Genomic DNA, 20,406 nt, shown 5'->3' with positions numbered 1-20,406 from the left:
GTTCCTAACGGCGTTGTGCGTGCGGGATCGTCCTCTAGATTACCGGGCATGACCGACACCGCACAGCCCAGCTCCGCGACCGACCCCGCTCTCCTCGACGCCCTGCGCGAACAGGTGCAGGGTGCGCTGCCCACGACGATCGCCGATCTGTCCGCGCTGGTGCGGATCCCGTCGGTGTCGTGGTCGGCGTTCGACGAGTCGCACGTGCTCGCGAGCGCGCGTGCCGTGGCGGACCTGGCGCTGAGCACCGGTGTCTTCGCCGAGGACCAGGTGGAGATCATCCGTTCGGCCATCAGCGACGACGAGCCGCTCGAGCTCGGTCAGCCCGCCGTGCTCGCCGTCCGCCCGGCCCGGAACGGCAAGCCGACCGTCATGCTCTACGCCCACCACGACGTGCAGCCGCAGGGCGACGACGCCCTGTGGGAGACGCCGCCGTTCGAGCCGACCCTCCGCGGTGACCGGCTGTACGGTCGTGGCGCCTCGGACGACAAGGCCGGTGTGATGACCCACATCGCGTCACTCCGAGCGATCCACGCGCAGTTCGGCGACGACCTCGACCTCGGTGTCGTCCTGTTCGTCGAGGGCGAGGAGGAGTTCGGCTCCCGGTCCTTCCGCACCTTCCTCGCCGACCAGAAGGAGCGCCTGGCAGCCGACGTCATCGTGGTCGCCGACAGTGACAACTGGTCGGTGGACGTGCCGTCGATCACGGTCTCGCTCCGCGGCAACGTCACCTTCAAGCTCACCCTGACGACCCTCGAACACGCCAGCCACAGTGGGATGTTCGGGGGAGCGGCGCCGGACGCCATGATCCCGATGGTCAAGCTGCTCGCGTCGCTGCACGACGACGCCGGTTCGGTCGCCGTCGACGGGCTCACCTCGTACGAAGCCGACGTCCCGGCACGGACCGACGACGAGCTCGCCGTGGACGCGGCCCTGGTCGAGGGCGTCCGACCGATCGGCACCGGCGAGGTCCTGTCGCGCATGTGGTTCCAGCCGTCGATCACCGTGACCGGCATGGACGTGCCGAGCGTCGCGAACGCCTCCAACACGCTGCTGCCGACCGTCTCCGCCCGCGTGTCGGTGCGGGTCGCGCCCGGCCAGCCCGCCACGGAGGCGTACGCGGCCGTCGAGCGGCATCTTCGGGCACACGTGCCCTTCGGTGCCCGCATGGAGATCTCCGAGCCGGACAGCGGCGACGGCTTCCTCGTCGACACGGCCGGCTGGGCCGTCCAGGAGGCCCGCACGGCCATGCGCGAGGGCTGGGGTGCCGAGGCGGTCGAACAGGGCATCGGCGGCTCGATCCCGTTCGTCTCGGACCTCGCCGCGGAGTTCCCGGAGGCCCAGATCCTGGTCACCGGGGTGGAGGACCCGGACACCCGCGCCCACAGCCCGAACGAGTCGCAGCACCTCGGCGTCCTGCACCGGGCCATCGCGTCCGAGGCGATCCTGCTCGCCAGGCTCGCGACGCGCAGCTGACGGTGCTTACAATCGACGCCAGGCGCGGTGAACCGCACCGCCCGGAGGGAGACGCGCGATGAGCGACACCATCACCACCGACGCACCGGTGACCGAGGCGGCCTCGCACGGCGTCCTCCTGAGCGACGCCGCGGCCGGCAAGGTGGCGAGTCTCCTCGAGCAGGAGGGCCGCGACGACCTGCGCCTGCGCCTCGCCGTCCAGCCCGGGGGCTGCTCGGGTCTGATCTACCAGCTGTACTTCGACGAGCGCCTGCTCGACGGTGACGTCACCGCCGAGTTCGACGGGGTCGAGGTCGTCGTCGACAAGATGAGCGTCCCGTACCTCGACGGCGCGACGATCGACTTCGAGGACACCATCCAGAAGCAGGGCTTCACGATCGACAACCCGAACGCGCAGGGCAGCTGCGCGTGCGGTGACAGCTTCCACTGATCACCAGCCGATCCGACACGCGAGCGGGGAGCGACCGACACGGTCGCTCCCCGCTCGCGTTCGTCGCGGGGTGCGGTCGCAGTGTGACCGGGGAAAACGGCCGGTCAGGAGTGCGGATCGCGGCGATGAGCGTGTCGGGTGTGCGCGAGCGGTACCGAGCTGCGAGTAAGCTAGGAGTGTTCCAATCAAGCTGGGAGCCAGCCAAGTGTCGCCTTCGTGCGGCTCGGCGGGTTCGGCTCCGGGCTCACGTCTTTTGCGAGAGGTAACAGTGCGTTCGAATCGCCGTATACGTTGGGCGGCCGTCCCGGTGGCCGTCGGTCTGGTCATCGCACTGGCTGGCTGCACGCAGCAGCAGATGAACGGATGGCTCCCCGGCACGGAGGAGACGAAGGACGTCACCAACCACACGAGCCGCATCGTCGGCCTGTGGACCACCAGCTGGGTGGTGCTCCTCGCCGTCGGTCTCATCGTCTGGGGCCTGATCATCTGGGCCGCCATCGTGTACCGCCGCCGGAAGGGCCAGACCGGCCTGCCCGTGCAGATGCGCTACAACATGCCGCTCGAGATCTTCTACACGATCGTGCCGCTCATCCTGGTGCTGGGCTTCTTCGCCTTCACCGCGAAGGACCAGGCCGCGATCGAGAAGCCGTTCGACGACCCCGACGCCACTGTGCACGTGTACGGCAAGCGCTGGGCGTGGGACTTCAACTACATCAACAAGGACAACCCCGAGGACAGCGTCTACTACCAGGGCATCCAGGCCCAGGAAGAAGAGAACGCCAAGGGCGCCATCGACGAGTCGCAGCTGCCGACCCTCTACCTGCCGCAGGGCAAGAAGGTCGCGATCGAGCTCTCCTCGCGCGACGTCGACCACTCCTTCTGGATCATCGACTTCCTGTACAAGAAGGACATGCTCCCGGGCAAGACCAACTGGGAGTACTTCATCCCGGAGAAGCTCGGGACGTACCAGGGCAAGTGCGCGGAGCTCTGCGGTGAGTACCACTCGCTGATGCTCTTCCAGGTGAAGGTCGTCACGCCGGCGCAGTACCAGGACTACCTCGACACCCTGAAGGACCAGGGCAAGGTCGGGCTCCTCGGCGACGAGTACAACACCAACACGAACGAACCGAACAACAAGGCGCCGGTCGAGGCGTCCAGCGAGAACAAGTAGGGGCTCGTCAGATGACAACGTCTTTCGTCGGCCAACCGACCCAGACTGCTTCGCCGGACTTCCAGGCGTCGAAGGTGGGCCGGAAGGGCAACATCATCGTCCGGTGGATCACCTCCACCGACCACAAGACCATCGGGTACATGTACCTGATCGCGTCCTTCGTCTTCTTCCTGCTCGCGGGTGTGATGGCCCTGGTCATCCGTGCCCAGCTGTTCGAGCCCGGCCTGCACGTGGTCGCGACGAAGGAGCAGTACAACCAGCTCTTCACGATGCACGGCACGATCATGCTGCTGATGTTCGCGACGCCGCTCTTCTCGGGCTTCGCGAACGCGATCATGCCGCTCCAGATCGGTGCTCCCGACGTCGCCTTCCCGCGACTCAACGGCTTCGCGTTCTGGCTCTACCTGTTCGGCTCGCTCATCGCGGTCGGCGGCTTCCTCACCCCGCAGGGTGCGGCCTCGTTCGGCTGGTTCGCCTACGCGCCACTGAGTGACACGACGTTCACACCAGGGCTCGGCGGCACACTCTGGGTCTTCGGACTCGGCATGACCGGCTTCTCGACGATCCTCGGCGCGGTGAACTTCATCACCACCATCATCACGATGCGTGCCCCGGGTCTGACGATGTTCCGCATGTCGATCTTCACGTGGAACACCCTCGTGACGGCGCTGCTCGTCCTGATGGCCTTCCCGGTGCTCGCCACCGCGCTGTTCGGCCTCGGGCTCGACCGGGTGTTCGACGCCCAGATCTTCAACCCGGCCAACGGCGGTGCGCTGCTCTGGCAGCACCTGTTCTGGTTCTTCGGGCACCCCGAGGTGTACATCATCGCGCTGCCGTTCTTCGGCATCGTGTCCGAGGTCTTCCCGGTCTTCAGCCGCAAACCGATCTTCGGGTACAAGACCCTCGTCTACGCGACCATCGCGATCGCGGCCCTGTCGGTCACGGTCTGGGCGCACCACATGTACGTGACCGGTGGCGTGCTGCTGCCCTGGTTCTCGCTCATGACGATGCTCATCGCGGTCCCGACCGGCGTGAAGATCTTCAACTGGGTCGGCACCATGTGGCGCGGCTCGGTGACGTTCGAGACCCCGCTGCTGTGGGCCGTCGGCTTCCTCATCACGTTCACGTTCGGTGGCCTCACCGGTGTGATCCTGGCGTCGCCGCCGCTCGACTTCCACGTGTCCGACTCGTACTTCGTCGTGGCGCACTTCCACTACGTCGTCTTCGGCACCGTCGTCTTCGCGATGTTCTCCGGCTTCTACTTCTGGTGGCCGAAGTGGACGGGCAAGATGCTCAACGAGCGTCTCGGCAAGATCCACTTCTGGCTCCTGTTCATCGGGTTCCACACCACGTTCCTCATCCAGCACTGGCTGGGCGTCATCGGCATGCCGCGTCGTTACGCGACCTACCTGCCGAACGACGGCTTCACCTGGATGAACCAGCTGTCGACGATCGGCTCGATGATCCTCGCGATCTCGTTCCTGCCGTTCATCTTCAACGTCTACGTGACGGCCCGGAACGCACCGAAGGTCGCCGTGAACGACCCGTGGGGCTACGGCCGCTCGCTCGAGTGGGCCACCAGCTGCCCGCCGCCCCGCCACAACTTCACGTCGATCCCGCGGATCCGTTCCGAGTCCCCGGCCTTCGACCTGAACCACCCCGAGGCAGGTGTGCCGATCGGTGTCGGCCCCGCGAAGGACGCCCCGGATGCCCCGACCTACGACGCCGCGAAGGGCGAGGTGAAGTAAGCCGATGCGCGCGAACACCAACCTGTTCTGGATCCTCTTCGGGTTCTTCATCCTCGCGGACGCCGCGTACACGATCTGGGCGCTGCTCTACTACGGCCACCCGGAGTGGGTCGGCACCGTGGCGATCGGCCTGACCGGCATCATGTCCGCGTTCATCGCCTTCTACCTCGGCAAGGTCATGGCGTCCCAGGGCGGCGTGCTGCCCGAGGACCGCCCCGACGCCAACATCGAGGACGGCGACGCCGAGCTCGGGCACTTCAGCCCGTGGTCGTGGTGGCCCATCCTGCTGGCCGCAGCGGTCGCAGTCTGCTTCCTCGGTGTCGCAGCCGGCCTGTGGATCGTCCCGATCGGACTCGCCCTGGTGGCGGTCACCCTGGTCGGCTGGGTCTACGAGTACTACCGCGGCAACTTCGGGCACTGACCTGACGCTGCAACGCACCTGACACTTCGGGCGGCACCACATCCGGTGCCGCCCGAAGTGCGTCCAGGCGCTGCACGACCACAGCACACGACCCTGCGCTGCCGACGCAGCGCACGACTCGGCGCTGCACACCACAGCGCCCCACGATCTCCGGTCCCCGATCCGGAACAAACGGGCCCGCCCGCGGCTTGACTGGAGCGGACCTCCCACCACAGCGAAAGGAGTCACCTCAGGTGACCGACAAGCGCACCCTCATCATCTTCGGCGCGACGGGCGACCTCGCCTCCCGCCTGCTGCTGCCGGGCCTCGGCACGTTCCTGCAGAGCGGTCGAGCGGTTCCCGTCCAGCTCATCGGCACGGGCCGCAGCGCCCGCAGCGAGGAGCAGTGGAAGGACATCGTCACGAAGTCCTTCGCGTCGCAGGACGTCAAGGGACCCGAGGTCGACGCGACGCTCGCGTCGACCCAGTTCATCCAGGGCGACCCCACCGACCCGGAGCACCTCACGGCACTGCTCGACGCGGCCGAGGCCGAACCGATCCTCTACTTCGCCCTGCCCCCGCAGATCGCCTCCGACATCTGCGAGGCACTGCAGCAGGTCGAGCTCCCCGCCGGCACCACCCTCGCCTTCGAGAAGCCGTTCGGCACCGACGTCGCGAGCGCCCAGGCCCTCAACGAGACCGTGCTGAAGCTGGTCCCGGAAGAGCGCGTGCACCGCACCGACCACTTCCTCGGACGCACCACGGTCCTGAACATCATCGGTCTGCGCTTCGCGAACCGCCTGTTCGAGCCGATCTGGAACGCGGACAACATCGAGAAGGTCGACGTCTTCTACGACGAGACCCTCGGTCTCGAGAACCGCGCCCAGTACTACGACGAGGCCGGCGCGATGGTCGACATGATCCAGTCGCACCTGCTGCAGATCCTCGGCATCGTGACGATGCACGCCCCGGCGGACATCGACGCGGTCGAGTTCCGCTCGTCCCTGGCCCGGGTGCTCCGTTCGACGCGGCTCAAGGGCGACGACGCGAAGATCGCGTCGCGCCGCGCTGTCTACACGGCCGGCACGATCGACGGCAAGGAGCTGCCGTCGTACCAGGACGAGGACGGCGTCGACAAGTCGCGGAGCACCGAGACGCTCGCCGAGATCTCGGTCGAGGTCGACACGGCCCGCTGGAAGGGCGTCCCGTTCACGCTGCGGTCCGGCAAGGCACTCGGCAACAGCCGGAAGGAGGTGCTGATCACCTTCAAGCCGGTCACGCGCCTGCCCTCCGGCCTGAGCGGTCGCCCGAAGGCGGACACGCTCCGCATCGTCCTGAACCCGGACGAGATCGAGCTGACCGTGTCGGCCAACGGCGGTGGCAACCCGTTCGAGATGGGCCAGGTCACCCTGTCGTCGTCGTTCAGCGACGGCGAGCTGACCCCGTACGGCGAGGTCCTGAACGGCATCTTCCACGACGACCCGTTGCTCTCGATCCGCGGCGACGTGGCCGAGCGCTGCTGGGAGATCGTCGAGCCGGTCGTCAAGGCCTGGAAAGCCGACGAGGTCCCGCTCGAGGAGTACCGCGCCGGTTCGCGCGGCCCGGCGGACTGGGAGTCGTCGTCCTGACGGACGTGACCGTCGCGCCCTGAACGGGCGGAACTGCGGACGGGAGGCACGGTGCCAGCTGGCACCGTGCCTCCCGTCCGTTTCGTGGTCAGCACCACCGCATCAGGCGGGGGTGCCGGCGCGCTCGCCCTCGCCGGTCCACGAGCGGGTGCCGCCGTCGTGCACCGGCAGCCGCGTGCGGTGCCCGGTCGACGCGCCCCGCGCCCGCGCGATCGCGTCGGAAGCGGACACGAGCGTCAGGTGCGACAGCACCTGCGGAGTGTTGCCGACGTGGTGTCCGGAGGCGACGTCGATCTCCTCGGAGAGCATCCCGACGTCGTTGGCGTACCCGACGAGCACGTCCATGAGGCGCTCGGCGTCGTCGATCCGGCCCGATGCCGCGTACTGCTCGACCAGCCAGAACGAGCACGCCAGGAACGGGTGCTCCGCGCCGGCGAGCCCGTCGAACCCCGACGACGTCCGGTACCGCAGCACGAGACCGTCGGAGCCGGTGGACAGGTCCTGCTCGATGGCGGCGACGGTGCCGGTCATGCGGGCGTCGTGGGCGGAGACGTAGCCGATCTGCGGCAGGACGAGCAGGCTCGCGTCGACCTCGTCGGTGTCGTAGTGCTGCCGGTAGCTGCCCCGTGCAGCGTTCCAGCCGTGCTCCTCGATCTCGGCCCGGACCTGGTCGCGCAGGGTGCGCCAGCGATCCACGGGGCCTTCGAGACCGAACTCCTCGACCGCGGCGACCCCACGGTCGAACGCGGCCCAGATCATCGCGCGCGAGTGCGTGAAGTGCCGTCGCGGGCCGCGCATCTCCCAGATGCCGTTGTCGGGCTCCTGCCAGTGCTCCTCGACGTAGCCGAGCAGGGCGCGCTGCAGGGCCCACGAGTCGGCGTTCTCCTCGACCCCGAGCTCGCGGGCGTCGTGCAGGGCGGCCAGGACCTCGCCGAACACGTCGCCCTGGTACTGCGTGTACGCGCCGTTGCCGACCCGGACGGGCGTCGAGCCGGCGTACCCGGGCAGGTGCGGGAGCTCCCGTTCCGGCAGTTCGCGCTCCCCGGCGATGCCGTACATGATCTGCACGTCGGCGGGGTCGCCGGCGATGGCGCGGAGCAACCAGCCGCGCCAGTGCGCCGCCTCGTCGCGGTAGCCGTGCGCGATGAGCGAGGCGAGGGCGAGGGAGGCGTCGCGGAGCCAGACGTAGCGGTAGTCCCAGTTGCGTTCGCCGCCCGGGTCCTCCGGCAGGCTCGTGGTCACGGCGGCCACCACCCCGCCGGTCTCGCCGTGGGTCATCGCGCGGAGCAGCAAGAGCGAACGGCGGGCGGCGTCGGCGTAGCGTCCCTCGGTGCGTGCCGTCGCCATCCAGTCGGTCCACCACGTCACGGTGCGGTCGAGCTCGGCGTCGACGTCGACGGGCTCCGGGGGCTCGCGGTGCGAGGGGTACCAGGTGAGGACGGTGTCGAGCACGTCACCGTCGTGGATCGTCGCGGTGGCCGTGTGCCGGTGGTCCGAGGCCCGGAAGCGCGGGCCGCGCACGATGACCGACCCCGGGCCGGCGGTGGCGAGCAGTGCCGGGTTCTCGTCGCCGCCGATCTGGCGCACCCACGGCAGCGCGAGGGCGTAGTCGAACCGGATCCGCAGGGTCTGCTGCACCTCGACCGAGCCGCTCAGGCCGCGGACACGCCGGACGATGGACGGGCGGTGGGCGCCGACGGGCATGAACTCGGTCACCTCGACGGCACCGTCCGCCGTGGTCCACACCGTCGACAGGACGAGGGTGTCGCCTCGGTACTTCCGGTGCGCCGTCGCGGCGGGGTCGGTCGGTCGGAGCGTCCAGTGCCCGTGGTCCTCGGAGCCGAGCAGCGAGGCGAACGTGGCGGCGCTGTCGAAGCGCGGCAGGCACGCCCAGTCGATCGTGCCGTCGCGACCGACGAGTGCGGCGGTCGAGGTGTCGCCGATGACGGCGTGGTCCTCGATCAGGTTCGGGGGAGTCGCGGGGGGCGCGGGTGCTCGCTCGGTGTCGGCGGTCCGGTCCGTGTCGGTGCTCATGCCCCGATCGAACACCCGGAGGCCGAGCGTCGTGGCCGCGCGGACGGGCCGCCGGCCGTCTGGCGGCCGTGTGCCGTCGGTGTGCCTGAAGCCTCGCTCAGGCCGGGTCGGAGGCGTCCGCCTCGGCGAGCCCGACCCGCGCGAGTTCGGACCACAGCCCGGCACCGTCGGGTGCGTAGACCCACGGCGCCGAGGTGTCGCGGGAGCGTTCCTGCGCCCGGGAGCGTCCGCCGGCCAGGACCGCCTCGCTCGTGGACAGCTGCCGGATGGCGACGCCCGCGACGTTCTCCGGGTGCTCGCGGGCGAACTCGCCGTACAGCGACTCGTCGTGCTGGCCGTCGTCGCCGACGAGCAGCCACTGCACGTCCGGGAAGTCCTTCGCCAGGCGCCGCAGGTTCTGCTGCTTGTGCAGCTGCCCGCTCCGGAAGAAGCGGTCGTGCGTGGGGCCCCAGTCGGTGAGCAGAAGCGTGCCGGACGGGTACATGTTGCGGGTCAGGAAGCGCTGCAGGGTCGGCGCGACGTTCCAGGCACCGGTGGACAGGTACACGGTCGGGGAGCCGGGGTGCTGCGCCTGCACGCGTTCGTACAGCACGGACATGCCCGGCACGGGGCGGCGGGCGTGTTCGGTGAGGACGAAGGAGTTCCACGCCGCCAGCATCGGACGGGGGAGCGAGGTCACCATGACGGTGTCGTCGATGTCGGACAGCAGCCCGAAGCGGGTGTCGGGGTGCACGACGAACACGTCGGCCTCGACGTCGCGCCCGCCGCCGGCCGACAACCGGACGGTGCGCCAGCCCGGCTCGAGGTCGATCGGCACGATGGTGTCGACGACCCCGCCACGGTCGGTCTCGACGACGTGCGAGACCCCACCGGCGGTGATGGTGACCTCGGCGTGGTCGACCGCGACGCTCGTGAAGCTCTTCCACCCGCGGACACCGGCGTACGAGACGTCGGAGGCGAGGCCACGGCGGGTCAGCAGCACGCGGCAGAGGATGCGGACCCATCCGGGAGCGCCGTAGCCGGTGTAGGGGACGACGGTCGGGACCAGGCCACGGCTTCGGGCGCGGTGCTCGCGGAACTCCTGGACGGCGTCCTCGATGCGGGCCGCGCGGTGCAGGAGCGGCTCGGCCAACGACGGCTCGTGGGGCGTCGGGTCGGGCATCGCCCCATCATCCCATGCAGGACCCGGAAGTCCACGTCCCGCGGCACCTGTGGTGAGTCGCAGCCATGTTCCAGCCGGTCTCTGCGAAAATCGTCCTCGTCACACCAACGAACCGCGCTGGAGCGCAAGAGGAGAACACGTGCTCGTCACCGAGGTAACGAACGCTCTGCCGGGGGGATCATCACTGCTCAGGAACGAGCCGGTCCAAGCCCGCAGTTCGGCGCGCCTCGCGGGTCTGCTCGACGCTGCTGCCGCGGTGATCGACGAGATCGGGTTCGAGCGACTCACGACCGCGATGGTCGCCGAGCGGGCCGGAGCGTCCATCGGCACCGTCTACCGCTACTTCCCGGACCGCATCGCCGTGGTCGACGCGCTCGCCATCCGCTGCACGCAGCGGCTGGCCGCGCGCTTCGTCGCGGCGCTCGACGCGAGCGGCGCGGAGACCTGGCAGCAGGCCTGCGACGCGCTGATCGACGAGACCGCCGAGCTGTACCGCACCGAGCCCGGCTTCCGCGCGATCCGCTTCGGCGACACCGCGGACACCGGCACCGGTGACGCCGAGGACCGCATGGGAGCGCTCGGCGCCGCCGTCGGGCAGATCATGCGCGACCGGTTCGGGCTGCCCGACAACGAGCGCATCGCACGTGCCTGGGTCGTGCTGGCCGAGTCCGGCCACGCCGTGCTGGCGCGGGCGCACCGCGACCGCGAGCACCCCGACTCGGCGCTCATCGCCGAGTACCGCACGATGAGCCGTGCCCACATGGAGTCCGTGGTCGCCGCCGGCTGACCGCCGCGGGGTCCCGCACCCATCCGACGACGCCCGTGCTTCCGAACAGGAGGCGCGGGCGTCGTCGTCCGCGCTGGTTCCGTCGTGCGCTCGGTCCGGTCCACGGCGGTGCGCACCTGTCCGGGACGCGCCGCGTGCCGGAACGGGTGAACCGCTGTCGGACCCGACGGGTACTCTCATCCGGAGTCGGGCTACCTCCGAACAGAAGGGCACCCATGATCGAGTTCCGCTCGGTACGAAAGACCTACCCGGACGGCACCACCGCGGTCGACGACTTCGACCTCGTGATCCCGTCCCGGACCACGACCGTCTTCGTCGGCTCCAGCGGCTGCGGCAAGACGACGCTGCTCCGGATGATCAACCGCATGGTCGACCCCACCTCGGGTTCCGTGCAGATCGACGGATCCGACGTCTCCGGCGTCGACCCCGTGAAGCTCCGGCGGAGCATCGGGTACGTCATGCAGAACTCCGGTCTGCTGCCGCACCGCAAGGTCGTCGACAACATCGCGACCGTGCCCCTGCTCACCGGGGTGTCGAAGGCCGACGCCCGCACGCGTGCGCTCGAGCTCATGGACACCGTGGGACTCGACCGGGCGTTCGCCGACCGGTACCCGTCCCAGCTGTCCGGCGGGCAGCAGCAGCGCGTCGGTGTGGCCCGTGGCCTGGCCGTGGACCCGAACATCCTGCTCATGGACGAGCCCTTCGGCGCCGTCGACCCGCTGGTCCGCAACGACCTGCAGGACGAGCTCATCCGCCTGCAGCGTGAACTCGGCAAGACCGTCGTGTTCGTGACGCACGACATCGACGAGGCGTTCAAGCTCGGCGACCAGGTCGTCATCCTGAAGAAGGGCGGCGAGATCGCCCAGCAGGGCACGCCGTCCGAGATCCTGGCCGAGCCGGCGGACGACTTCGTCGCGAACTTCATCGGTGTGGGCCGTGGGCGTCGGTCGCTGCGCGTCGAGCACACCCCCACGGGCCCCATCGTCGTGGACGGCGACGGGCGTGCAGCCGGTGTCCTCACCGGACCGGTCAACGTCGTCGACGCCGCCGCAGCGGTGCAGGCCGACCCCGCATCGAACCAGGCCGGAGCGTCGCTCGACGCCCCGGGTGCTCCGGCGCAGGGTGAGGGCACGCGGTGAAGTGGGTCCTCGCGAACCTGGACACGATCCGTGACGCCACGGTCGCGCACCTGGCCATCGCCATCCCGCCGATCATCATCGCGTTCCTGCTGTCCATCCCCATCGGCTGGCTCGTCGTCCGCCTCCAGCGCCCCGGTGGATCGCGGTTCGCCTCGGGTGTCGGCAGCGGCATCGTGACGTTCGCCGGGCTGCTCTACGCGATCCCGTCCCTGGCGCTGTTCGTGGCGCTGCCGGGCATCATCGGCACCGGGCTGCAGAGCCCGGTCAACGTCGTGATCGGGTTGACCCTGTACGGCCTCGCGCTCATGGTCCGGTCGACCGTCGACGGGCTCACCTCGGTGGACTCGGGGACGAAGTCGGCCTCGACCGCGATGGGGTACTCGTCGGCGCAGCGGTTCTTCCGCGTCGAACTGCCGCTGGCCGGGCCGGTGCTGCTCGCCGGGCTACGGGTGGTCTCGGTGTCCACGATCTCGCTGACCACCGTCGGCGCCGTCCTCGGCATCCAGAGCCTCGGGTCGCTGTTCACGGACGGCCTCGGGCGCGGGATCTACGAGGAGATCATCTCCGGCATCGTCATGGTCCTCGTCCTGGCGTTCGTGCTCGACGGGATCCTGGTGCTGCTCGGCCGGATCGTCATGCCGTGGACCCGGACGACCTCGGTGTCGCGCCGCCGGACCCGCCGTGTCCTGCAAGCAGCGGAGGTCGCCTCGTGATCATCGGACAGGCCTTCGCCTGGGTCTTCGACCCCACCAACTACTCCGGGTACAACGCGATCCCCGGCCGCCTCTGGGAGCACATCTGGATCACGCTGCTCGCCGTGGTGATCGCCTCGGTGATCGCCGTGCCGATCGGGTACGCCATCGGCCACACGCGCCGCGCACGGGGCTTCTCGATCGCCGTGTCCGGCGGGATCCGCGCACTGCCGACGCTCGGCGTGCTCTCCCTGTTCGGACTCCTGCTCGGCATCGGCCTGCAGGCTCCGCTCCTGGCGCTCGTCGTGCTCGCCATCCCCTCGGTGCTGGCTGGTGCGTACTCGGGCATCGAGTCGGTCGAACCCGTGACCGTCGACGCCGCCAAGGCCCAGGGCATGACGGGCTGGCAGATCCTGTGGAAGGTCGAGGTCCCGCTCGGCCTGCCCCTGCTGATCGGCGGCTTCCGCGCAGCCGTGCTGCAGGTCGTGGCCACGGCGACGCTCGCCGCGTACGTCGGCGCCGGCGGCCTCGGCGGCTACTTCTTCCTCGGTCTGAAGACCCAGGACTACGCCGAGATGCTCGGCGCCTCCATCCTCGTGATCGCACTCGCGATCGCGTTCGAGATCGTGTTCGCCGTGCTGCAGCGGGCGTCGGTGCCCAAGGGCACCGCCGACCCGTCGGCCCGGCAGCGCCAGGGATCGCGCGAGCGAGCCCGCAATCCCATCCCGGAAGGAAATCCATCGTGATCACAGCAAAGATCCGTGCGGGCGTCGCAGCAGCGCTCGCACTGGGCGTCGCCGCCGCCCTGACCGGCTGCGCGTCGAGCGACCCGCTCGACAGCGGCTCCAGCGCGTCGTCCGACTCGAAGACGATCGTCGTCGGCTCGCAGCAGTACTACTCGAACGAGATCATCGCCGAGCTGTACGCACAGGTCCTCGAGAAGAACGGCTTCGAGGTCAAGCGCAACTTCAACATCGGGCAGCGCGAGGTCTACATCCCGCAGCTCGAGAAGGGCGCGATCGACGTCATGCCCGAGTACAGCGGCAACCTGCTGCAGTACTTCGACAAGGACTCCACGGCGAAGACCGCCGACCAGATCGACGACGGCCTCGAGACGGCGCTGCCGAAGGGCCTCCGGGTCCTCGACGAGGCCGAGGCGACCGACCAGGACAGCTACACCGTCACGAAGAAGTTCTCCGAGGACAACGACGTGACGAGCCTGGCCGACCTGAAGGACGTCACGTCGAAGCTCACCGTCGGCGCGAACTCCGAGTTCCAGACCCGTCCGTACGGTCCGAAGGGCCTGAAGTCGGTCTACGGCGTCGACGTCGACTTCAAGGCGGTCGAGGACTCCGGCGGAGCCCTGACGGTCAAGGCGCTGAAGGACGGCACCGTCCAGCTCGCCGACATCTACAGCGCCGACCCGAGCATCAAGGCGAACGACTTCGTCACGCTCGAGGACCCGGAGAACCTGATCCTGCCGCAGAACGTCATCCCCGTCGTCTCCGACAAGGTGAACGACAAGGCCGCGGACGCGATCGACTCGGTCAACGAGAAGCTGACGCCCGAGGCCCTGATCGAGCTCAACACCAAGAGCACGGCGGACAAGGAGAAGGCGTCCACCATCGCCAAGGAGTTCCTGACCGACGAGGGCCTGCTGTAACAACAGTGCTCGTGCGTTAGACGACAGGCGTCGGGCAACTGCCCGGCGCCTGTCGTCGTTCGGCGGAGCGGGAACCGGCACATCCGTGCCGCACGGTTGTGCCGTGCAACACCCTTGCACGTTCGTGCACGGAACATTTCTACAAGTTGTCGAAGTCGGCGGTGACGCGGTACCGTTGAAGAGTCCCAACGGCTGTGACATCTGATGTATCCGTTCCACAGGAAGACACTGACGTGCACCGACTGCGCGCGGCGACCCGACTGGGAAGTGCCGCATGACCGACCTCCTCGACCCGCTCATCCTGTCGCGGTGGCAGTTCGGTCTGACGACCATCTACCACTTCCTCTTCGTCCCACTGACGATCGGCATGGCCGCCGTGGTGGCCGTGTTCCAGACCGCCTGGTACCGGACCGGTCGCGCGCACTACCTGCAGCTGACCCGGTTCTTCGGACGCATCTTCCTGATCAACTTCGCGATGGGCGTCGTGACGGGCATCGTGCAGGAGTTCCAGTTCGGCATGAACTGGTCGAACTACTCGCGCTTCGTCGGTGACGTCTTCGGCGCCCCGCTCGCGCTCGAGGGGATCCTGGCCTTCTTCTTCGAAGCCGCGTTCATCGGCGTCTGGATCTTCGGCTGGGACCGCTTGCCGAAGGGACTGCACCTGGCGAGCATCTGGTGCGTCAGTGCCGGCACGATCATGTCGGCGTACTTCATCATCGCCGCGAACGCGTTCATGCAGCACCCGGTCGGCTTCTCGATGAACGAGGCCAAGGGGCGCGCGGAGCTCACCGACATCTGGGCGGTCCTCGGCAACAAGGTCGCCCTGGCCGCCTTCCCGCACACGTTGTTCGCCTGCTTCATGGTCGCCGCAGCAGTGATCATCTCGGTCGCCGCCTACCACCTGGCGCGGAACCAGAACCTCGAGACGATGATGCCGGCGCTCAAGTTCGGCATGTGGACCATGGTGGCGGCGGGCGCGCTGACGGTGCTCACCGGCGACCAGCTCGGCCTGACCATGGTCGACACCCAGCCGATGAAGATGGCCGCAGCGGAAGCGCTGTACAACACGGCGACCGGCAAGGACGCCTCGTTCTCGATCTTCACGCTCGGCACCCCCGACGGCGTGCACGAACTGTTCTCGATCCGGGTGCCCTACCTGCTGTCGTTCCTGTCCACGCACACCTTCAACGGCACGGTCGAGGGCATCAACGACCTGCAGGCGCAGTACACCCAGGTGTACGGGCCCGGCGACTACAAGCCGATCATCTGGGTCACCTACTGGTCGTTCCGCTGGATGATCGCGCTCGGCGTCGGTGCGGTCATGGTGTCGCTCGCCGGCCTCTGGCTGACCCGCAAGGGCCGGTTCCCGACGAAGCGCTGGATCTGGCGCGTCGCCACCTGGACCGTCCCGCTCCCGATGGCCGCGATGATCGTCGGCTGGATCTTCACCGAGATGGGTCGCCAGCCGTGGCTCGTGTTCGGGTTGCTCAAGACCAGCGACGGCGTCTCGCCGAACGTGACCGGGCTCGAGGTCCTCATCTCGCTCATCGTGTTCACCGTGATCTACGGCTCGCTGGCGGTGGTCGAGTTCAAGCTCATCAAGAAGGTCGCGCAAGAGGGCCCTGCCGCTCCGGCAGAGGTCGACGAGGAGACCGGCGAGGTCAAGCACGAAGTGACGGTGTACTGAGATGGATCTGCCTGTCCTCTGGTTCGCGATCGTCGGCGTGTTCTTCGTCGGCTACTTCGTCCTCGACGGCTTCGACTTCGGGGTCGGCATGTCCCTGCCCTTCCTGGGCAAGGACGACACCGACCGTCGGGTGCTCATCAACACGATCGGCCCGGTCTGGGACCTCAACGAGACGTGGGTCATCGTCGCCGGCGCCTGCCTGTTCGCGGCGTTCCCCGAGTGGTACGCCACGATGTTCTCCGGGTTCTACCTGGCGCTGCTGCTCATCCTCGCGGCGCTGATCCTGCGCGGCGTCTCGTTCGAGTACCGCCACCAGAACAAGCACCTCGAGTGGAAGCGTCGCTTCGACCTGATGATCATCGTCGGGTCCGCCCTGCCGTCCTTCCTCTGGGGCGTCGCGTTCGGCAACGTCGTCCGCGGGATCCCGATGGACTCCGGGCACAACTACACGGGCACCCTCTTCGACCTGCTCAACCCGTTCGCACTCCTGACCGGCGTGGCGACGCTGCTGGTGTTCTTCACGCACGGCGTCGTGTTCGTCGCGCTGAAGACCGAGGGCGAGATCCGCGAGCGGGCGAAGCGCCTGGCGACCCGGGCCGGCATCCTGACGATCGTCGTCGGCGCCGCGTTCCTGGTCTCGATGGCGTTCGTCCGGGCGACCCCGGCCTCGCTCGTGCTCTCGGTGGTCGCGGCACTCGCGCTCGTCCTGGCCGTGCTCTGCAACGCCTGGGGCAAGGAGGGCCGGGCGTTCACGCTCATGGCCGTCACCATCGCCGCGATCGTGCTCGCCATGTTCACGGCGATCTTCCCGGACGTCATGCCCGCCACCAACGACCCGGCGAACAGCCTGAACGTGTACAACGCCTCGAGCGGTTCGTACACGCTGACGGTGATGAGCTGGGTGGCGCTGATCTTCGTCCCCCTCGTGTTCGCGTACCAGGCCTGGACGTACTGGGTGTTCCGCAAGCGTGTCTCGCGGGCCCAGGTCACCCAGGCCGCGCACTAGGCAGGCGACGGTGAAGCCGCTCGACCCGCGACTCCTGCGCCTGTCGCGGACGGCGCGCGGCTTCATCGTCGCGGCCGCCGGCACCGGCGTCCTCCGCACGGTCGCGACCATCGCGATCGCGTGGGGGATCGCCGCCGCCGTGACCCTCGGCATCGACGCGGTCCAGGACGGCCGTGTCCCGAGCGTCTTCGGGCAGGCGCTCGCGCTGCTGGGCGGCGCGTTCGTGCTCCGTGCCGTGGCGGCCTGGGCGACCGACGACCTGGCGGCCCGCGCCGCGGCGAAGGTGAAGAGCGAGATGCGCACCACGGTGCTCGCCCGCGCCGCCGAGCGGGGTCCGTCCTGGCTGGCGGGCCGGTCGAGTGCGGGGTTCGCCACCACCCTCGGGCCGGGCCTCGACGCGCTCGACGCCTACTTCGGTCGCTACCTGCCGCAGCTCGCACTCACCGCCATCGCCACACCGCTGCTTCTCGTCGCGATCGGCCTCGGTGACCTGACGAGCGGGCTGATCATCCTGTTCGCCCTGCCGGTCATCCCGGTGTTCATGATCCTGATCGGACTCGCGACCCAGTCGTTGCAGCGGAAGCAGTCCGACGCCCTCGCCAAGCTCGGCGGCGCCTTCCTCGAGGCCGTCGAGGGCCTGGCCACCCTCAAGGTGTTCGGTCGCGCCCGGCGCCAGGTCGGCCGCATCGGCGCCGTCACGGACGAGTACCGTCGTGGCACGCTCGGGGTGCTCCGGCTGTCGTTCGTCAGCGGGTTCGCGCTCGAGCTCGCCGCGAGCCTGTCCGTCGCCCTCGTCGCGGTGTCGATCGGCATCCGGCTGGTCGACGGCTCGCTCGGGCTCGGCGCCGCGATGTTCGTCCTGGTCCTCGCCCCCGAGGCGTTCGCCCCCATCCGCCAGGTCGGCGCGGACTTCCACGCCGCCCAGGACGGCGTCGAGGCATCGGCAGCGGTCCTCGACGTCCTCGACGACGACACGGAGCCCGCGCCGCACCACGACACGGACCCCGCGGCGACCGCTCCGGGGGCCACGGCGCTGGCCGTGCACGGTCTGACCGTCCGCCGACCCGACGTGGTGATCGGCCCGCTCGACCTGCACGCCGACCCCGGCACCGTCGTCGTGCTAGCCGGCCCGAGCGGCTCGGGCAAGTCGAGCGTCATCGCCGCACTCCGCGGCGTCCTGCCGCACGACGGCACCGTGGTCGTCCCGGGCGCCGCCGGTACGACCGCCGCCGGCCGCACCACCTGGGCCGACCAGCGACCCCGCCTCGTGCGCGGGACCGTCGCCGAGAACGTCGCGCTCAGCGCGACCCCCGACGCCGTGGACGTCCAGACCGCGTTGCGCGACGCGGGGCTGGGGGTCGACCCGGGCCTCCCGATCGGTGCCGGCGGCAGCGGACTGTCCGGCGGCCAGGCGCAGCGCGTCGCCGTCGCGCGGGCGCTGTACCGCGCCCGCCGCGTCGGCACGCCGTTGGTCCTGCTCGACGAACCGACGTCGGCGCTCGACGCCGAGGCCGAGGCCCACGTCGTCGCCGCGATCCGCGGCCTGGCGGCCGACGGCGCGGTCGTCGTGGTGGCCAGCCACCGACCGGCGGTCGTGGCCGCGGCCGACGTCCGGGTCGACATCGGCACCGGTGGGTCGGTCACCGTCCGGACGGGGGTGCGCGCATGAGCCGGCAGCGGGTGCTGTCCCGGGAGGCCCGTGGAGCGTCCGTCCTGCGGCTCGCGATGCCGCACGGGTCGGGTTGGGCCAAGGCGGTCGCCGCCGGCGCGCTCAGCGCGGTCTGCGCCGTGGCGCTCCTCGCCGCGAGCGGCTACCTCATCACCCGTGCCGCGGAGCACCCGCCGATCCTCTACCTGACCCTCGTGATGGTCGGCGTGCGGGCGTTCGCACTCGGGCGTGCGGCGCTGCGCTACGTCGACCGGCTCGCCGGGCACGACGCGTCCTTCCGGCAGCTCGCGGTGGTGCGCACCGAGATGTACCGGCGGCTCGCCTCGGTCGCACCGGCAGGGCTCGGCAGCACCGGCCGTGGCGACCTGATGACCCGCCTGGTCACCGACACCGACCGGCTGCAGGACCTGCCCATCCGCGTCGTCGGGCCGCTGGTGTCCGCCGGGGTCGTCGCCCTGCTGTCCGTCGTCGCGGTGGCGATCGTGTCGGTGCCGGCCGCCCTCGTGCTCCTGCTCGGCCTGGCGGTCGCGGCGCTGCTCGGGTCGGTCGTGACACGGTCGATCGCCGAGCGCTCCGACCGTGAGACCGCAGCGGACCGTGGTCGGGTCGCCGACCTCGTGCTCGACACCGTACGGACGCTCGACGTGTTCGCGGCCTACGGCACCGTCGACGAGCGGCTGGCGCACATCGCCCGTCTCGACGTCGGCGTCACCCGTGCGGTGCGCCGCCGTGGCACGGTCGAGGCGCTCGTCGGTGCCCTGGTCGGGCTGGTCGGCGGCGGCGCGGTCATCGGGATCCTGGCCGTCGGTGCACCGGTCGTGGTGTCCGGGGCGCTCGACGGACCGCTCTGGGCACTGACCGTGTTCGTGCCGCTCGCCCTGTTCGAGGTCGTCGGCGGGGTCCCGCTCGCCGTCCTCACGCTGCGCCGGGTGCGCGCCGCCGCTGAGCGGGTCGAGCAGGTCGTCCCGGCACGGGTGCCCGCGGGCATCGTGCCCGAACCCGAGCAGGACGCCGACCCGGCCGAACTGGCGGTGTCCGGTCCGGTCACCGTGGCGGTGCGCGACCTGACCGTGCAGTGGCCCGGAGCCACGACGCCGGCGGTCGACGGGGTCTCGCTCGACCTGCACCCCGGCGAGGTCGTCGTGCTCGAAGGGCCGAGCGGCGCGGGGAAGTCCACGCTCGTCGACGCGCTGGTCCGGTTCGTCGACCACCAGGGCTCGTACACGCTCGACGGGGTCTCGGCGAAGGACATGCACCCCGACGCCGTCCGTGCCCGCATCGGGCTCATCGAGCAGGACCCGTTCGTCTTCGACCAGTCCGTCCGACAGAACCTGCTGTTCGCCCGCGAGACCGCGACCGACGACGAGCTGCTCGCCGTGCTCGACCGGGTCGGCCTCGGCGAGTGGGTCGGACGTCGCGGCGGGCTCGATGCCTCGGTGGGGGAGCGCGGTGGCCTCGTCTCCGGCGGACAGGCGCACCGGCTCGCCCTGGCACGTGCGCTCCTGCACGCGTTCCCGGTGCTGGTGCTCGACGAACCCACGGCCGACATCGACCCGGACCTCGGCGACGCCGTCCTGCACGACCTCGTCACGACGGCCCGCGCAGCGGGCCGGACGGTCGTGATCGTGTCGCACGTGCCGGTCCGGGCGGACCTGGTCGACCGCACCCTGCGGATGGTCGCCGGCCGCCTGCTCGTCGGATGACCCGACAGGCG

At 69.8% G+C, this 20,406-nt stretch carries 17 protein-coding genes; 15 read left to right on the top strand and 2 right to left on the bottom strand.

Features of this window, described 5'->3' with window-relative positions:
* The first annotated feature begins 48 nt into the window (after positions 1–48).
* From EDF23_RS03795 to EDF23_RS03770, 6 genes are all read left to right on the top strand, one after another.
* Positions 49–1,476, top strand: a complete 1,428-nt coding sequence (locus tag EDF23_RS03795) for a dipeptidase (RefSeq protein WP_131920555.1) — start codon at positions 49–51, stop codon at positions 1,474–1,476.
* Positions 1,477–1,534: 58 nt separating this feature from the next.
* Positions 1,535–1,906 carry an iron-sulfur cluster assembly accessory protein gene (locus tag EDF23_RS03790; protein ID WP_111085771.1) on the top strand — a complete coding sequence of 124 codons (372 nt, stop codon included), beginning with the start codon at positions 1,535–1,537 and terminating at the stop codon, positions 1,904–1,906.
* A gap of 268 nt (positions 1,907–2,174) precedes the next feature.
* On the top strand, positions 2,175–3,077 hold the full coding sequence (gene coxB, locus EDF23_RS03785; RefSeq protein ID WP_111085770.1) for a cytochrome c oxidase subunit II: 903 nt from the start codon (positions 2,175–2,177) through the stop codon (positions 3,075–3,077).
* 11 nt (positions 3,078–3,088) lie between these two features.
* On the top strand, positions 3,089–4,825 hold the full coding sequence (gene ctaD, locus EDF23_RS03780) for a cytochrome c oxidase subunit I (protein WP_173168381.1): 1,737 nt from the start codon (positions 3,089–3,091) through the stop codon (positions 4,823–4,825).
* 4 nt (positions 4,826–4,829) lie between these two features.
* Positions 4,830–5,246 carry a cytochrome c oxidase subunit 4 gene (locus EDF23_RS03775; protein WP_111085768.1) on the top strand — a complete coding sequence of 139 codons (417 nt, stop codon included), beginning with the start codon at positions 4,830–4,832 and terminating at the stop codon, positions 5,244–5,246.
* 233 nt (positions 5,247–5,479) lie between these two features.
* On the top strand, positions 5,480–6,853 hold the full coding sequence (locus EDF23_RS03770) for a glucose-6-phosphate dehydrogenase (protein WP_131920554.1): 1,374 nt from the start codon (positions 5,480–5,482) through the stop codon (positions 6,851–6,853).
* 102 nt (positions 6,854–6,955) lie between these two features.
* On the opposite strand, the gene EDF23_RS03765 is transcribed toward EDF23_RS03770, so the two are convergent.
* The gene (locus EDF23_RS03765) at positions 6,956–8,887 is read right to left on the bottom strand and encodes a glycoside hydrolase family 15 protein (RefSeq protein ID WP_131920552.1); all 1,932 of its coding nucleotides are present in this window, start codon (positions 8,885–8,887) and stop codon (positions 6,956–6,958) included.
* Positions 8,888–8,984: 97 nt separating this feature from the next.
* Complete coding sequence (locus tag EDF23_RS03760) at positions 8,985–10,049, bottom strand: phosphatase domain-containing protein (RefSeq protein ID WP_131920550.1); 1,065 nt, start codon at positions 10,047–10,049, stop codon at positions 8,985–8,987.
* Between the two features lie 139 nt (positions 10,050–10,188).
* On the opposite strand from EDF23_RS03760, the gene EDF23_RS03755 reads away from it, so the two are divergent.
* From EDF23_RS03755 to cydC, 9 genes are all read left to right on the top strand, one after another.
* Complete coding sequence (locus tag EDF23_RS03755) at positions 10,189–10,836, top strand: TetR/AcrR family transcriptional regulator (RefSeq protein ID WP_166673162.1); 648 nt, start codon at positions 10,189–10,191, stop codon at positions 10,834–10,836.
* 215 nt (positions 10,837–11,051) lie between these two features.
* Positions 11,052–11,975: an ATP-binding cassette domain-containing protein gene (locus EDF23_RS03750; protein ID WP_123292493.1), complete on the top strand. Its 924-nt coding sequence runs from the start codon at positions 11,052–11,054 to the stop codon at positions 11,973–11,975.
* Entirely contained in the window at positions 11,972–12,688 is a 717-nt protein-coding gene (locus EDF23_RS03745; RefSeq protein WP_123292494.1) for an ABC transporter permease subunit, read from the top strand. Before EDF23_RS03750 ends, EDF23_RS03745 begins: the two co-directional genes overlap by 4 nt.
* Complete coding sequence (locus EDF23_RS03740) at positions 12,685–13,413, top strand: ABC transporter permease (protein WP_111085762.1); 729 nt, start codon at positions 12,685–12,687, stop codon at positions 13,411–13,413. Before EDF23_RS03745 ends, EDF23_RS03740 begins: the two co-directional genes overlap by 4 nt.
* Positions 13,410–14,330 (top strand): ABC transporter substrate-binding protein, encoded by a 921-nt coding sequence (locus tag EDF23_RS03735; RefSeq protein WP_123340387.1) that lies wholly within the window; start codon positions 13,410–13,412, stop codon positions 14,328–14,330. Before EDF23_RS03740 ends, EDF23_RS03735 begins: the two co-directional genes overlap by 4 nt.
* Before the next feature lie 274 nt (positions 14,331–14,604).
* Complete coding sequence (locus EDF23_RS03730; RefSeq protein ID WP_131920548.1) at positions 14,605–16,017, top strand: cytochrome ubiquinol oxidase subunit I; 1,413 nt, start codon at positions 14,605–14,607, stop codon at positions 16,015–16,017.
* A 1-nt stretch (position 16,018) separates the two neighbouring features.
* Entirely contained in the window at positions 16,019–17,023 is a 1,005-nt protein-coding gene (gene cydB / locus EDF23_RS03725; RefSeq protein WP_131920546.1) for a cytochrome d ubiquinol oxidase subunit II, read from the top strand.
* A gap of 10 nt (positions 17,024–17,033) precedes the next feature.
* Complete coding sequence (gene cydD, locus EDF23_RS03720; protein WP_131920544.1) at positions 17,034–18,692, top strand: thiol reductant ABC exporter subunit CydD; 1,659 nt, start codon at positions 17,034–17,036, stop codon at positions 18,690–18,692.
* Positions 18,689–20,395 (top strand): thiol reductant ABC exporter subunit CydC, encoded by a 1,707-nt coding sequence (gene cydC, locus EDF23_RS03715; protein WP_131920542.1) that lies wholly within the window; start codon positions 18,689–18,691, stop codon positions 20,393–20,395. Before cydD ends, cydC begins: the two co-directional genes overlap by 4 nt.
* Positions 20,396–20,406: the final 11 nt, after the last annotated feature.

This window comes from Curtobacterium sp. PhB128, assembly GCF_004340725.1.
In the GTDB taxonomy this organism is placed as follows: Bacteria; Actinomycetota; Actinomycetes; order Actinomycetales; family Microbacteriaceae; genus Curtobacterium.
Note: the sequence above shows the minus strand (reverse complement) of the source record. Positions and strands in the feature narration are given on the sequence as shown.